Annotated in this window: 12 protein-coding genes; 7 read left to right on the top strand and 5 right to left on the bottom strand. The window is 62.0% G+C overall.

The genetic code is table 11. The annotated features are described in order from the left end of the window. Positions 1-9: 9 nt before the first annotated feature. A complete protein-coding gene (locus QH168_RS25955; RefSeq protein WP_280468490.1) occupies positions 10-510 on the bottom strand; it encodes a peptidylprolyl isomerase in 501 nt (166 codons plus the stop codon). A 246-nt stretch (positions 511-756) separates the two neighbouring features. On the opposite strand from QH168_RS25955, the gene QH168_RS25950 reads away from it, so the two are divergent. Further along, positions 757-4,095, top strand: coding sequence for an arabinosyltransferase domain-containing protein (locus tag QH168_RS25950; RefSeq protein ID WP_280468489.1), 3,339 nt, complete (start codon positions 757-759; stop codon positions 4,093-4,095). Between the two features lie 41 nt (positions 4,096-4,136). Beyond that, complete coding sequence (locus QH168_RS25945; protein ID WP_280468488.1) at positions 4,137-4,724, top strand: Uma2 family endonuclease; 588 nt, start codon at positions 4,137-4,139, stop codon at positions 4,722-4,724. Positions 4,725-4,840: 116 nt separating this feature from the next. On the opposite strand, the gene QH168_RS25940 is transcribed toward QH168_RS25945, so the two are convergent. Both QH168_RS25940 and QH168_RS25935 read right to left on the bottom strand, forming a co-directional pair. Further along, positions 4,841-5,002 carry a hypothetical protein gene (locus QH168_RS25940; RefSeq protein WP_280468487.1) on the bottom strand — a complete coding sequence of 54 codons (162 nt, stop codon included), beginning with the start codon at positions 5,000-5,002 and terminating at the stop codon, positions 4,841-4,843. Between the two features lie 220 nt (positions 5,003-5,222). Next, entirely contained in the window at positions 5,223-5,657 is a 435-nt protein-coding gene (locus tag QH168_RS25935; protein ID WP_280468486.1) for a DUF4254 domain-containing protein, read from the bottom strand. A 219-nt stretch (positions 5,658-5,876) separates the two neighbouring features. Here QH168_RS25935 and QH168_RS25930 point away from each other — a divergent pair, with 219 nt between their 5' ends. From QH168_RS25930 to QH168_RS25910, 5 genes are all read left to right on the top strand, one after another. Next, positions 5,877-6,737: a helix-turn-helix domain-containing protein gene (locus QH168_RS25930; protein WP_280468485.1), complete on the top strand. Its 861-nt coding sequence runs from the start codon at positions 5,877-5,879 to the stop codon at positions 6,735-6,737. Positions 6,738-6,745: 8 nt separating this feature from the next. Continuing rightward, positions 6,746-7,117, top strand: a complete 372-nt coding sequence (locus QH168_RS25925; protein WP_280468484.1) for a DUF397 domain-containing protein — start codon at positions 6,746-6,748, stop codon at positions 7,115-7,117. 177 nt (positions 7,118-7,294) lie between these two features. Next, positions 7,295-7,606 (top strand): hypothetical protein, encoded by a 312-nt coding sequence (locus tag QH168_RS25920; RefSeq protein ID WP_280468482.1) that lies wholly within the window; start codon positions 7,295-7,297, stop codon positions 7,604-7,606. Between the two features lie 387 nt (positions 7,607-7,993). Beyond that, on the top strand, positions 7,994-8,389 hold the full coding sequence (locus tag QH168_RS25915; RefSeq protein WP_280468481.1) for a hypothetical protein: 396 nt from the start codon (positions 7,994-7,996) through the stop codon (positions 8,387-8,389). After that, the gene (locus QH168_RS25910) at positions 8,386-8,988 is read left to right on the top strand and encodes a DUF3558 domain-containing protein (RefSeq protein WP_280468479.1); all 603 of its coding nucleotides are present in this window, start codon (positions 8,386-8,388) and stop codon (positions 8,986-8,988) included. The genes QH168_RS25915 and QH168_RS25910 overlap by 4 nt, the downstream gene beginning before the upstream one ends. A gap of 709 nt (positions 8,989-9,697) precedes the next feature. Here the strand turns inward: QH168_RS25910 and QH168_RS25905 are convergent. Together QH168_RS25905 and QH168_RS25900 are read right to left on the bottom strand one after the other, a co-directional pair. Next, positions 9,698-12,223, bottom strand: a complete 2,526-nt coding sequence (locus tag QH168_RS25905; protein WP_280468477.1) for a hypothetical protein — start codon at positions 12,221-12,223, stop codon at positions 9,698-9,700. A 6-nt stretch (positions 12,224-12,229) separates the two neighbouring features. Further along, positions 12,230-12,532: a hypothetical protein gene (locus QH168_RS25900; RefSeq protein WP_280468476.1), complete on the bottom strand. Its 303-nt coding sequence runs from the start codon at positions 12,530-12,532 to the stop codon at positions 12,230-12,232. Positions 12,533-12,669: the final 137 nt, after the last annotated feature.

Here is a 12,669-nt window from a genome sequence, read left to right as displayed (position 1 = left end):
GCGCAGGTCCTACGCAGCGACTTTCGCGGATTCGATCACCACGGCTTCGGCCGGAACGTCCTGGTGGACGCCGTGCGAGGAGGTGGAAACGGCGGCGATCTTGTCGACCACCTCGGTGCCTTCGGTGACGGTGCCGAACACCGCGTAGCCCCAACCCTGGCCTGCGGGCTGGGTGTGGTTGAGGAAGTCGTTGTCGGCCACGTTCACGAAGAACTGCGCGGTCGCCGAATGCGGGTCGTTGGTGCGTGCCATGGCGACGGTGTAGCGGTCGTTCTTGAGGCCGTTGCCCGCCTCGTTCTGGATCGGAGCGTTGGTCGGCTTCTGCTTCATATCGGCGTCGAAGCCGCCGCCCTGGATCATGAAGCCGGGGATGACGCGGTGGAAGATGGTGCCGTCGTAGTGCCCGGCGTTCACGTACTCCAGGAAGTTCTTCACCGTGTTCGGCGCCTTGGCGTCGTCCAGCTCCAGCCCGATGGTTCCGTAGTTCGTCTCGAGATTCACCTTTGTCATACCCACAGCTTTCCATGCTGGGTTTGATTTGCCGCTGGCGCGGCGGGTTCGCGGCCCTGTGTGTCTTGCGTTTCCGTGGCCACCGCTTGCTCCTTCGTCGCGGGCGCGGCGGCCACGGAAACGCGAGACGGCCGCGAACCGGGCTCCTCGGGGTCGCCCGTCCGGGGTCGGGTCGAGTGGTCCGGGTGCTGATGGCATGCGAGGCTGCTGCGAAGGGGTGGCATTCGAGGCTGCTGCGAAGAGGCAATGTCCTACTGGACACGCCTTGTCGAAGGCCGCGCTCTAGACTTCCCAACCGTGTCAGATGCAGTCGCTGTTTTGCCGGAGACGCCGCCCGCCCCGCAGGTCGCTCCGCGCGATTTCCGGACCGCGCGGCTCATCGCGCTGCTCGCGGGCGTGCTCGGCGCCCTGTTCGCGCTGGCCACGCCGTTCCTACCGGTATCGCAGACGACGGCGACGTTGAGCTGGCCGCAGCACGGTCAGCTCGGCAATGTGCAGGCACCGCTGATGTCGCAGGTGCCCATCGAGCTGAGCGCGACCATTCCGTGTTCGGCGATCGAGCAGTTGCCGCCGCAGGGCGGGATGCTGCTGGCCACCGCGCCGCCGCAGGGCGATCAGGCGGCACTGGAGGCCCTGTTCGTCCGGGTCTCGGACAGCTCGGTGGATGTGGTCGACCGCAATGCCGTGGTGGCCTCGGCGCAGCGTTCCGAACTCGCCGGGTGCACGAGCATCACCATCACCTCCGATATCGACCGGACGCACGCGGTCTTCGACGGGCTGACCACCGAGACCGGGCAGCCGGTCGAGGGCCAGCTGCTCGGTGATCTGCGCCCCCAGGTGGTCGGCGTGTTCTCCGACCTCGAGGGCGCGGTGCCCGCGGGCCTGGCCTTCGATATGGAGATCGACACCCGGTACAGCTCCACGCCCACCGCGATCAAGATGATCGCGATGATCGCCGCCGTGCTGTGCACCCTGATCGCGTTGGCGGCGCTGGCGCGTCTTGACACCAGCGACGGTCGCGGCCATCGACGGTTCCTGCCCTCGCACTGGTTCAAACCGACCTGGGCCGACGGCGCCGTCATCGGCACGCTGCTGGTCTGGCATTTCGTCGGCGCCAATACCTCCGACGACGGCTACATCCTGAGCATGGTCCGGGTCGCACCGGACGCGGGCTATATGGCCAACTACTTCCGCTGGTACGGCGTGCCCGAGGCGCCGTTCGGCTGGTACTACTACGTCATCCAGCTCTTCGCCGAGATCTCCACGGCCAGCCCGTGGGTGCGGTTGCCCGCGCTGGTGTGCGCGATTCTGTGCTGGATGGTGATCAGCCGCGAGGTGGTGCCGCGTCTCGGTCGCGGTGTGCGCAGCAGCCGGGTGGCGCTGTGGACCGGCGGGCTGGTGTTCCTCGCGTTCTGGCTGCCGTTCGACAACGGCCTACGTTCGGAGCCGATCGTCGCGCTCGGCGCGCTGCTGACCTGGGTGTCGATCGAGCGGGCCATCGCGACCGGCCGGTTGCTGCCCGCCGGTGTCGCGGTACTGGTCGCCGCGTTCACACTGGCCGCAGCACCCACCGGCCTGATGTGTATCGCGGCCCTGCTGGCCGGTATCCGCCCGCTGGTGCGGATCGTGGTGCGCAAACGCAAGGAACACGGCACGCTGCCGTTGCTCGCGCCGATCGCGGCCGCCGGTCTGCTGGTCTTGACGGTCGTCTACAGCGATCAGACCTTCGCCGGTATCCAGGAAGCCAACCGGGTGCGCCAGCTGACCGGCCCGAACCTGGCCTGGTACGAGGACTACCTGCGCTACTACTACCTGTTCGTGGAGACCGTCGACGGTTCGGTCTCGCGCCGGTTCGCGTTCCTGGTGATGCTGCTGTGCCTGTTCACCACCATGCTGGTGCTGCTGCGGCGGCGCCGGGTGCCCGGTATCGCCAGCGCACCGACCTGGCGGTTGATGGGCGTGGTGTTCGGAACCATCTTCTTCATGATGTTCAACCCGACCAAGTGGACCCACCACTTCGGCGCCTACGCCGGTATCGCCGGTTCGCTGGCAGCGGTGACAGCGGTCGCGGTATCGGCCAGCGCTCTGCGGGCCCGTAAGAACCGGGCGATCTTCCTGGCCGGGCTGCTGTTCGTGCTCGCGGTGGCGTTCTCCGGGATCAACGGCTACTGGTATGTGTCCAGTTTCGGTGTGCCGTGGTTCGACAAGCGGGTCTCGGTGAGCGGTATCCAGTCGAACACGGTGATGCTCATCCTGTTCGGGCTCGCGCTCGCGCTGGTGGCCTGGCATACGCTGCGCGAGGGCTATGCGAAGCCGCCGAGTTCGGCCAAGACGGCGCGCGGTAGGCGGATTCGCAAGTTCGCCGCGATCCCGCTCACCGTCGTCGCCGCCGCGATGGTGCTGTTCGAGGTGCTGTCACTGGTCAAGGGCGCGTATTCGCAGTATCCGGGCTATTCGTTGGCACGTTCGAACATCGACGCGCTCTCCGGTGACAGCTGTGGTCTGGCCAATGATGTGCTCGTCGAGGCGGACCCCAACGGGGGACGGCTCAACCCGATCATCGATCCGGCGACCCCGCCCACCAACCCGAACGATCCGCTGGCCGGTGTCGATCCGGTGGGCTTCGATCCCAACGGTGTGCCCGATGATCTGTCCGCCGACGCGGTCGAGGTGAAGCCGGGTACCGGCAACACCTCCACCCAGTCGGTCGGCGCCGCCTTCGCCGAGGGGCAGAGCGCGGGCACCGGTGGTGGTCAGGGTGCGCAGGGTGTCAACGGCAGCACCGTGGCATTGCCGTTCGGGCTCGACCCGGCGTCGACGCCCGTGCTCGGCAGCTACCAGAACGGCGTGCAGCAGCCGGCCTTCGTGACCTCGAGCTGGTACGGGCTGCCCGAGCGTTCCGAGGACAAGCCGCTGATCGTCATCTCCGCCGCCGGTCGCATCCTGTCCTACGACGACACCGGCGCCATGCAGTACGGCCAGTCGCTGACCGTCGACTACGGCAAGCGCCAGCCCGACGGCAGCGTCACCCCGCTCGGCACCTACCTGCCGCGCGATATCGGCCCGTTCCCGTCCTGGCGCAATCTGCGGGTGCCGCTGGACGAAATCGCACCCGAAGCCGATGCGGTGCGCATCGTCGCCAACGATCCGATCCTCATCGGCGACCAGTGGCTGGCCTTCACCCCGCCGCGGGTGCCGACGCTGGAGTCCATCAACAGCTTCATCGGCTCCGAACAGCCGGTGCTGCTGGACTGGGCCGTCGGCCTCCAATTCCCCTGCCAGCGCCCCTTCGCTCACCACAACGGTGTCGCCGAGGTCCCGCGCTACCGCATCCTGCCCGACCGCCCCCTCGCCATCAGCTCCACCAACACCTGGCAGGCCGAAGAATTCGGCGGCCCCCTCGGCTTCTCCCAGATGCTGGCCAAGTCGGTCACCATGCCGACCTACCTGAAGGACGACTGGGCCCGCGACTGGGGTTCCCTGGAACGCTACGACCAGTACTACGACGCGACTCCGGCCGAACTGGACACCGGCACCGCTTCGCGCCACGGGTTGTGGATGCCGGGGCAGCTGCGGGTCTTCTGAGCAGGCTGGACTGTTGTAAGTCTGACGGTACGCTCGTCGGCATGACGAGCGGCGCCCCGAGCGATTGGTACCGGTGGATTCCCGAGCAGATCACTGCGGCGGAATACGAGGCGCTGCCTGCCGATTTCAGCCGCACAATCGAGGTGGTCGACGGGCATATCGTGAAATGCGAGAGCCCGTCTCGGCTGCACAACCGGGTGGCGCGCAGAATCGCGGCGTCACTGGAGAGTGGCCGTAAGCCTGAGCCCTGTTTGATGGTCGAAACGGATGTCGACGTACGGCTCAGCGATGTTCCGCTGAGCCTTCGTCGACCGGACGTGACCGTGTACCACTGCTTGGAGGATGACGAGCGTCTTTACGCCGGAGACGCTGTGCTGGTGGTGGAGATCGTTTCACCGGACAGCTCCTTCCGGACCGACACCGTCGAGAAGAAGGCGGTCTATGCAGCTGCGGGCATTCCGGCCTACCTGATCGTGTATCCCAACGAATCCGGTGACGGGATCTCCCAGATCGAAGAGTTCCGCTTGTCCGACGGGCGTTACCACTTGGTCTACCTACACACTCGTCGCCTGACGATGGAGGACCCGGTGCCGGTCGATGTGTCGTTCGCCGATCTGATCTCCGGGTGAGCGGAGGCCATCGCTCAACCGGATCGGCAAGATTATTGGGCCGCTGAGCTGACGAAGGGCGGCGCTCGTCGAATGACGAACGCCGCCCTTTGCTTGGCCGACGGGATGCTGCTGGTCTACGCGTTTGTCATACGCCTACCGAGTTCACGACGTAACACCTCTTGGTCGGGTAGGCGGTTGAGCACCCGTAGCACCGACGGGCGTAGTTCTCGTTGCTCCTCGTCGGTGAGCAGTCCGACGAGATCGCGCAGGGGCATATCTTCGAAGGCCGGAGTCATACGTTCAACTGTACGACCCGTCGCTTGGTAAATCCTGAGATCGAAACAAGCAGTAGCGCAACGTTTCCCGGGGTGAAACTGAGTGACCGATGAGTTACTGCCGCATGTCGGCTGCGGCCGGAAAAATGCCGTTCCCTACTCGGGGAGTGCCCACGAGTGGGGAGGGCATGTCGTATAGGTGATTGAGGTCAGAGCGTTGTCGGCAATCCTGTAGCGCCGCTCATGGCGCCCCAGTGAGGTCCGGCAGGCGACGAGCACCGCTGGCAAGCTCGAACGACAGGTCGCCATAGCCGAGTGACAGCTCGGCAAGTCGCTGCCAGGCGAAGTGCAGTTCCCATGGCCTGGTGTCGCGGGTGAGGGCCGCGTGGGCGAGAACGGAGTATCGAGCCAACCGATCGACAACCGCACCCATGGTTTCCGTGTGCATGTAGGCGGCGCCAAGCGGGGCGGGCATGAATCCGGCGACCCACCGGTCGACGCGCTGCATCAAGATGACTCGTTCAGAGTTCGTCTCGCCCAGGGCGACGGCGGTTGCCTCTGGTCGAGCTTCATGTAGCGCGGCGAGTTCGTAGGCAGCCTCCAGCACCGGATGTGGTTGATGGATCGTCCCTGAGCAGGCCTCCAGGACAAGGTCTTTCGAGGGCAGTGTGAGCATGCCAGTTCCTTGGGATCGGCCCACGTCGCCATATCGGGGTCGCAATCTTGCGCACGTGGGTGGGCGGTCGTCCAACGATGCTGTGAAGCAGCACAAGCGAGAGAGCAGAGGCGAAGCTGCTACCAGTATGTCTTCTATAAACTAGAAGTCAATGGATTGTTGAGATGGAGTTGATCGTCGGATAGGGTTCTGGTCGCCCTTAGCGGAAGGAGTCGAACCATGGCCCCAGCGTCGCCGATCGTCGCCCGATGGGAGCTCATGCTTCGGCTACGCGACCGCAGGAAAGAGCTCGAGGTCAGCCCGGCCACGATTGCGAAGAAGCTCGGTATCTCCAGCGGGTACTGGTCCCACATCGAGGGAGAGCGGAACCTCCTATCCGAAGACAAACTTCGGTCCCTGCTCGATTGGTTCGAGTTCGATGAAGACGAGAAGCAGGAGTTACTCGGACTCCGCGTAACCGCCAAGGAGCGTGGCTGGTGGAGTCGATACTCCGGGATGCTCGGCCCTGAGCAACTGCGACTGATCGGGCTCGAGCACGGCGCGCAGAGCCTCCGCACCTTCGAAGGTGTGTTGATCCCCGGCTTGCTGCAAACCGAGCGATACGCGCGCGCTCTCATCGCGTCGACACCAGGGAATGTGCGGCCCGCTGAGGTCGAGCAGCGTGTTGATGTGCGCATGCAGCGCCAGCGCCGGCTGGGCGGACCCGATGCGATACAGCTGACAGCGGTGGTCGGAGAGGCGGCCTTGGTGCATCGAACGGGTGGCTCTGAAGTGCTCCGCGAACAGCTCCTCAGCCTCATCGACCTGGTGGAGAAGCATGAGGAGAACCTCGACCTGCGCGTTATCCCATTCGAATCGGAGGAGGGTAATGCATTGGGCGGTGGGACATTCCACCTGGTGGACTTCGAGAGCACGAAGCTCCCGACGTTGGCCTGGCAGGAGGCCGCAGTCTCGAGCGAGACCAGCGACAACGACGCACTCGTCCGTGACTTGTCGTACGTTTACGGTAAGGCCCGGACGATGGCGTTGGGGCGCGATGAGTCTCTAGCCCTGATAGAGCGGTCGGCCAGCCAGCTATGATCACGCCTATGAGCACCACGAACACCGCTCGGAATCTGGACGGTCGCTGGATCAAGTCATCCCGGTCCAACGCCAACCAGAATTGCGTCGAGGTTCGGTTCGATGGTGCCGTGGTGCTCGTTCGGGACAGCAAGTACCTGCGCGATCCAGCGAATGATCCTCTGGAGCAGCCAATTATCGCGATTCCCATGGATACTTGGCCCGAGTTCCTAAACTCAGCAGTCGATGGGGCAACACGCGAAACGACAGGAACGCCACAAATCAAGCGCCACACAGATGGCGTGACTGTCAGCGCAGGTGATGTTGTCCTGGACTTCAGCGCAGGAGAGTGGGAAGCATTCGTCGACGGTGTTGGCATTGGCGACTTCGAGGCCGCATAAGTATTGCCAGTAAGCGCAGGTAGTGAGTCTAAGGACTCGTGGGCGTACATCTAAGAATGCGACGAGAAGATGGGGGTTATGCGATCGAGCGTCGGCACGCTAGTGATGGCGGGTCTTCTGGTTGGGCTACCTGCTTTGGTCGGGTGCGGCTCATCAACGCGCGGCACGGAACCGAGTATGCCCTTGTTGTCATTTGCCGCGGAGGTGCCACAGGGATACAACTCATGTCAAGACGTGCCGCAGGGTGTGCTGGACGCAGAGCAGTTGCACAGCAAGGAGCCCGTCGAAGGCGAGTCACGCCTGCCTGTAAGCGTGGTCGAAGATCCGTGGATGAAGTTCCGGGGCTGCCGGTGGGTTCGGACGAACAGCCATCGCGTGGAGGTCACCACGACTGTGCTCACCGTCGACGTCGCCCTGTGGACCCAGAGCCGCCGCAGCGAGCTTCCGGCTGCACATGAGTTCACCATCGCAGGCGGCGGGCGATCTTGAGACGTCCGAACCTCTACCTGATCAACATCGCGTGTGTGGTGAATGCCGATATGAAAGGCGGCAGCCTCCAAATCGAAGTCTAGGATGTGGCTCCACGAGCGAATCCCGGAGTCAATCCGACGCCAAAATTGAACCCTGGCAGTACCGACGTATGTGTGCGCGCAGGCAGTCTGGCGGAACAAATCGCGCCCGGCCTGCCCTCAACTGCCTGACCGGCAGGCACTGGCCACGCACAAGTCCGCAGCTGGAGCAATCGCGTCGGGTTGGCTGGAATCGAGGCTGGCCGTTGACCGGCCGGCGCAACCCGGGCTCGCCAACTCCCTCCAGGTGGATGGCCGAGCCGCTTCTGATAGCGTCGGCGTAAACCACGGGAACGGGGGCAGACGAGTGGCAGAGGCAGACATCAACTTTGGGCAGGCACAGATCGCTGCGTTCAACGCGGCCGCAAGGTCTGGTGTAGTCCGGTACGAACCAGAGGTCGCCCAGCAGGCCGCCGCTGAGTATGGACGCGTAGTCAACGAACTGCTTGCAATCCGGGAGAAGCTTGCTGAGGCGACGAGACCCGCAGGATTCGGCGGCCTCGAGTCGGGCAAGCAGTTGCAGCAGGGGTTCGCAACGAAGGCTATTGATGGCGTCGACGTGCTGAATAAGTTGGCTGTCGGAGCGATGCAGTTGCAGGAGGCCTATCTTCGCGCTGGGAATCTACTTGAAGATGCTGACGCGCAGAACGCTGTGACCATGCGGTTCATGGCAGATACGGCTTCTGAAGGTCCACAGCGATGAATCGCAAGTTTGGTGTAGGTCTTGCCGCATTCATGCTGGCCCTTTCGGGGTGTGGAAGCGATTCCGACAATGCTCTCGAATCCCGAACGCCCACGCCGACAACTGCACCGCAACTGTCGGTTTCTGTCCAGCCGGCTCCCGTTCAACACAACATCGGGCGCGATAAGGTCGAGTTTGATCCCTGTGTCGGAGTAGGCGACGACAAAATTGTTGCTGCCGGGTTCGAACCTGGGAGTCGGGAAAGAAGCGACTACATATTCGATGATTACTCGTTCATCGGGTGCTCTTTCGAATTCAAAGAATCGGTCCATGGACAGAAGGTGACGACTCGGACGCTGACGGTGTGGTCGGGAAATATCACACTTGAAGAGTATCGAGATAGATATGGAACAAACTCGACCGAGTTGACAATCGATGGTCGCGCTGCGATGCACTACTCAAATCCGGAACTTCATGATGAGTCATGCAGCGTAGCGATACAATCGTCAGATGGTGTCCTGGATGTAACAAAGAGTACTCGCTCGGTATTTACTACAGAGAAACCTTGCGATCGAATTGAAGAGATATCGGCGATTATATCTGATGCTACTCCGGATTAGCAGGCTGTGCTCCGAATGCTACCGAATCACTACGCAATTGGGTTACTCCGGGATTCAGGCCGCCCCCGGTACTTAAACGAAGGGGCCTAGTTGTCATTCGTTGGAGTCGGAGTGATTCGCGTGCGCGGTGGGGGTTCAAGAGATCTGCACTCTTGTAGTAGGTCTATTCCGGAGGAGGTTGCATAGAGTAGGAGGCGCGGTTCCGTGGTCTTCTGCCCGCCTCGTGACCATTTTGTGGTTCTCATCACGTAATACTTGACCGGAAGAATACGTACAGGCTGTGGTTTGAGTTCGCCACCTTCCTGGATTCTGTAGAGTCCAGGTGTGTCGAACTCGCAAGCGCCCACTTCGAACGTGTCGACATTCGGTCCCGGTGATACTCGTATTATTCTTCCGGTCAAGCCGCCAGTTTCATCAATCCCTGGCCTGGATCCGCTGAAGTTGGGAGCTATGCGATTCTCCCATTCGGAGAGCAAATCGCCGTTGGAATTTGCATCATTGCCGATGTTCAGTGATTCGGCCACAAATTCCGCGATTTTCTTTTGGTCGGCCGGGAGGTCTCCCACAACTTCCCAGTTGCTCACTGATGGCGGGTAACGCGGGGGATCCTCACTGGAGAGGACGCAGGATGACATTGTGAAAGAACCCACGACGGCAACGAGGGCGGAAGTCAGACGCCTACTCATTAGCTTGATTCCACAATTTTCGCTCACTTTCCAGGGTCCCTGCCGGTCAAGATCATCTCCAAGCTGGATCCACTCTTCCCGATTCCCTGTAGAACCTCGATTCCGTGGGTCTGATGGTAGTCAGTAACTATTTGTGCCAGCCCGGCATTGCTGATGAAATCGGTGAGCGCTTGATGCTTAGTACTCGGAAGGGTCGAACCCATTCCTTCTTCGGTCACATTAATCGGCTTTCCCGTTTGGGGGTTCATTAGTTCGGGTGGGATCTCATGGCCAGCGTTGAATGCTGAGTTCAGAATCTCTTGCTTGAAATCTCGTGAAGCCTGATGGTTTATTTCCGTGAGATTCGGATATTGGACTTCCATCAGTTCGGGCTCGGGTACAAAGCTATTGATCGCCGACTCGGTCGCCTTCTCTTTCAGCGTGTCGGCGATCTGACCCGCTATCGGACCGCCTGGAGCCGTTGGTGGCACCTCGATCAGGCCGATGGTTGAGTCTGCGACGAACTGGGCTGCCGCCTTCTTGGTTTCGTAGATGCTCAGCTGATGGTCATTGTACGTCTTGATCGCATTGTCATCCTGGAACGTCATGGCATTCTCGGATGCATTCGTTATACGTCCATCAAGCTGCGCGATTGCAGCAAACTGTTGAGTAAAATCAGATGGCACCTTGCTGTCATCGGTTCTAAGGGCCTCGGTTAACAGATTGCTCTCGTACAACTGTCGTGAGACCTCGAGAGTCATCCGTCCCTGGTCGGATTGACTGGCCAAGAATAGAAGACGGTTAGCTTCGGTCGTTTCCAGCTGGGTTTCGTTGTCGCCTTCGATAAATATGGTCTGGCCAAAAGGTGTGGCGTAGGTATCGATGTTGGAGCCCATCACCTTGCCAAGAGCATCAGACATCGCAGGATTCTCTGCGAACATCTTGGCGTTGTTCTTGAACGTGTCCGCGTCGATCTGGAGACCGCCTCGATGGACGCTCGGGGCGCCGTCGGGCGAATCCGGATCCTCCATGGGTGTAAAGACTTCGGGCAGCTCTGCGATCGTCCGCCGCGCCAGGATCGCTTGATCGGTGAGCTTGCCGTCCGGCCCGGTCTCATGACTTTCGGTTGCGGTCCAATCGAACAGCTCTGCTGCGGCCTTGCCATCGTCAGACCACTCGCGACCGAACACGGTCGCTGCGAACTCGTCACGATTGAACGGTTGCGGCTGGTACTCGCCGGCTGTAGGAGAAGGTCCGGCGACCTCCGGCAAGCCTTCGCCGCTGAGCAACGCGGCGTTGGCTTCGAAGTTGCGTGCGCCGACGGACAATAGGTTGCTTGCGCCGGATTCGATGGATTTCTCGTCGTCCTCGGTGTAACCCGGCGGCCAGCTTTCGCCAAAGCTATCGAAGTAGTCGACCATGCTGGCGGCCTGACGGGACATTTCCACACCCATCGTCTTGCCGGGCGGGATGTCTGGGTCGGCTTGCGCCACCAGATCTCCCAGTTGGGTCAGCTCCGCGAACTTCTCCGGCTGATCACCTGTGGTCGAAAGGTCGGCGTACTCCTTCCAGCGGCCGGATACAAGGTCGCGCATATCTTGCGGCAGAGCCTCGTAGCCGCCCGGCGACTGGAGTTTCCCGTTGGTATCTCGCCCAGTACCGATCTTTTCGTTCGACACAACCAACAGCCCGTTGGCAAGCGCATCCCTGCGGGCCGACGCCACGGGATTGCCGCTGGCCTCTTGCGTCTTCAGGTGCTCACTCAACGCCAGCACGCCATCTTTGCCAGCGCCCTGGAAGAACTCCCGGTAGTACTGCTGAGTCGACGCGGGCACAGTGGACAGTTCGCCGCCGTTCGCAAGGATCTGCATGTCACTCTCGGTGAGGATGCCCTGCGGAAGCCTGCTGGCGATCTGGTCGAGGACTGCCGGGTCGACCGTGCCGTCGGGCCGTATCGCAGCGGCCACTGCCTGCCCATCTTCCTTGCCGATCACACCTGAATCTGCCGGTGCGGCAGTCGGAGCGTCGATACCGTCACCCAGTTGGTCGCCCCTGACTCGAATCTCCTGAGTTGCGGTGGTGATCGCGGTGCCGACTTCGCTTACCGCACCGACCAAGGCGTGGTAGGCCGTGTTGATGAGCCCCTGGTGCGCATTGACTTTATCGATCGCTTTCTTGCGGTCGTCCGCCGACAGATGTGCGCCGATAGTGGTGCATGACACCACCCACACATCGCTTACGACGAGCGGGATCGGTGACTCCGCGTCATTCTCAGCGTCGCTGACCTTCCCGAGCAGCAACCGCTTCTCGTTAGACAGTCGCTGATCCGCGGCCCTGAGGGCTGTCGCGACGTCGCGGACCTCCTGCGACAGTTTGCGCCCCTGGTCGTGCTCCTCGGTGAACCGGTCCGATGCCGCGTCATGCGCCTTACCCGACCACGTGGTCCCGGTGAAGTGGGTGAGGATCTGCCCCAACTGGGTCTCGTAGAACTGGGTGTCGGTCTCGAGCTCGGTTGCCCATTCGGAGAGCTTCTCGGGCTTCCAGTTGTTGATGTCGTTGCGAGTCGGCATCGCTGGCTACCCCCGGCCCTTGAAGTCCATCGTGTCGAGCTTCTTCTTGAAGTCCTCGTCGGTCATCTGCATGTTGTCCGCGCACTCTTTGACGAGTGTGGACAGTGCTTGGATGCGCTGAGCGACTCGAAGCCAGGCGCCCTCGGTGAACTCGCCGGTCTGGGCGCAGACCTGGCCGATCGAGCAGCCGGGCAGCGCCGCACCGATCTGATCGCCTGCGGTGCGTACGTCGATCTTGTCGATCTCGCCGCTGACGGTATCGAGCGTGGTCGCCAGCTTCTCGAGCTGGTCGATATCGGCCTGGATCATCGTGGCGTCCCCCTACTCGGCTCGGGCCGATCGCTCGGCGCGCCGTGAATGTTCAACTGCGGCGGAACAATATCGGAGTTGTGGCAGTGGCTGCCAGGCGACTCCGGTCAACCTTGGCGGTGCTGGGAAGCGTGTTA

It is taken from the genome of Nocardia cyriacigeorgica, assembly GCF_029868385.1.
Classification (GTDB): Bacteria; Actinomycetota; Actinomycetes; order Mycobacteriales; family Mycobacteriaceae; genus Nocardia; species Nocardia cyriacigeorgica_F.
Note: the sequence above shows the minus strand (reverse complement) of the source record. Positions and strands in the feature narration are given on the sequence as shown.

Coding starts and splice junctions, on each gene's coding strand:
- QH168_RS25910 (WP_280468479.1), top strand. CDS start 8,386: ATGAATCGCAAGTTTGGTGTAGGTCTTGCCGCATTCATGCTGGCCCTT.
- QH168_RS25905 (WP_280468477.1), bottom strand. CDS start 12,223: ATGCCGACTCGCAACGACATCAACAACTGGAAGCCCGAGAAGCTCTCC.
- QH168_RS25920 (WP_280468482.1), top strand. CDS start 7,295: ATGCCCTTGTTGTCATTTGCCGCGGAGGTGCCACAGGGATACAACTCA.
- QH168_RS25955 (WP_280468490.1), bottom strand. CDS start 510: ATGACAAAGGTGAATCTCGAGACGAACTACGGAACCATCGGGCTGGAG.
- QH168_RS25925 (WP_280468484.1), top strand. CDS start 6,746: ATGAGCACCACGAACACCGCTCGGAATCTGGACGGTCGCTGGATCAAG.
- QH168_RS25945 (WP_280468488.1), top strand. CDS start 4,137: ATGACGAGCGGCGCCCCGAGCGATTGGTACCGGTGGATTCCCGAGCAG.
- QH168_RS25950 (WP_280468489.1), top strand. CDS start 757: ATGTCCTACTGGACACGCCTTGTCGAAGGCCGCGCTCTAGACTTCCCA.
- QH168_RS25940 (WP_280468487.1), bottom strand. CDS start 5,002: ATGACTCCGGCCTTCGAAGATATGCCCCTGCGCGATCTCGTCGGACTG.
- QH168_RS25935 (WP_280468486.1), bottom strand. CDS start 5,657: ATGCTCACACTGCCCTCGAAAGACCTTGTCCTGGAGGCCTGCTCAGGG.
- QH168_RS25930 (WP_280468485.1), top strand. CDS start 5,877: ATGGCCCCAGCGTCGCCGATCGTCGCCCGATGGGAGCTCATGCTTCGG.
- QH168_RS25900 (WP_280468476.1), bottom strand. CDS start 12,532: ATGATCCAGGCCGATATCGACCAGCTCGAGAAGCTGGCGACCACGCTC.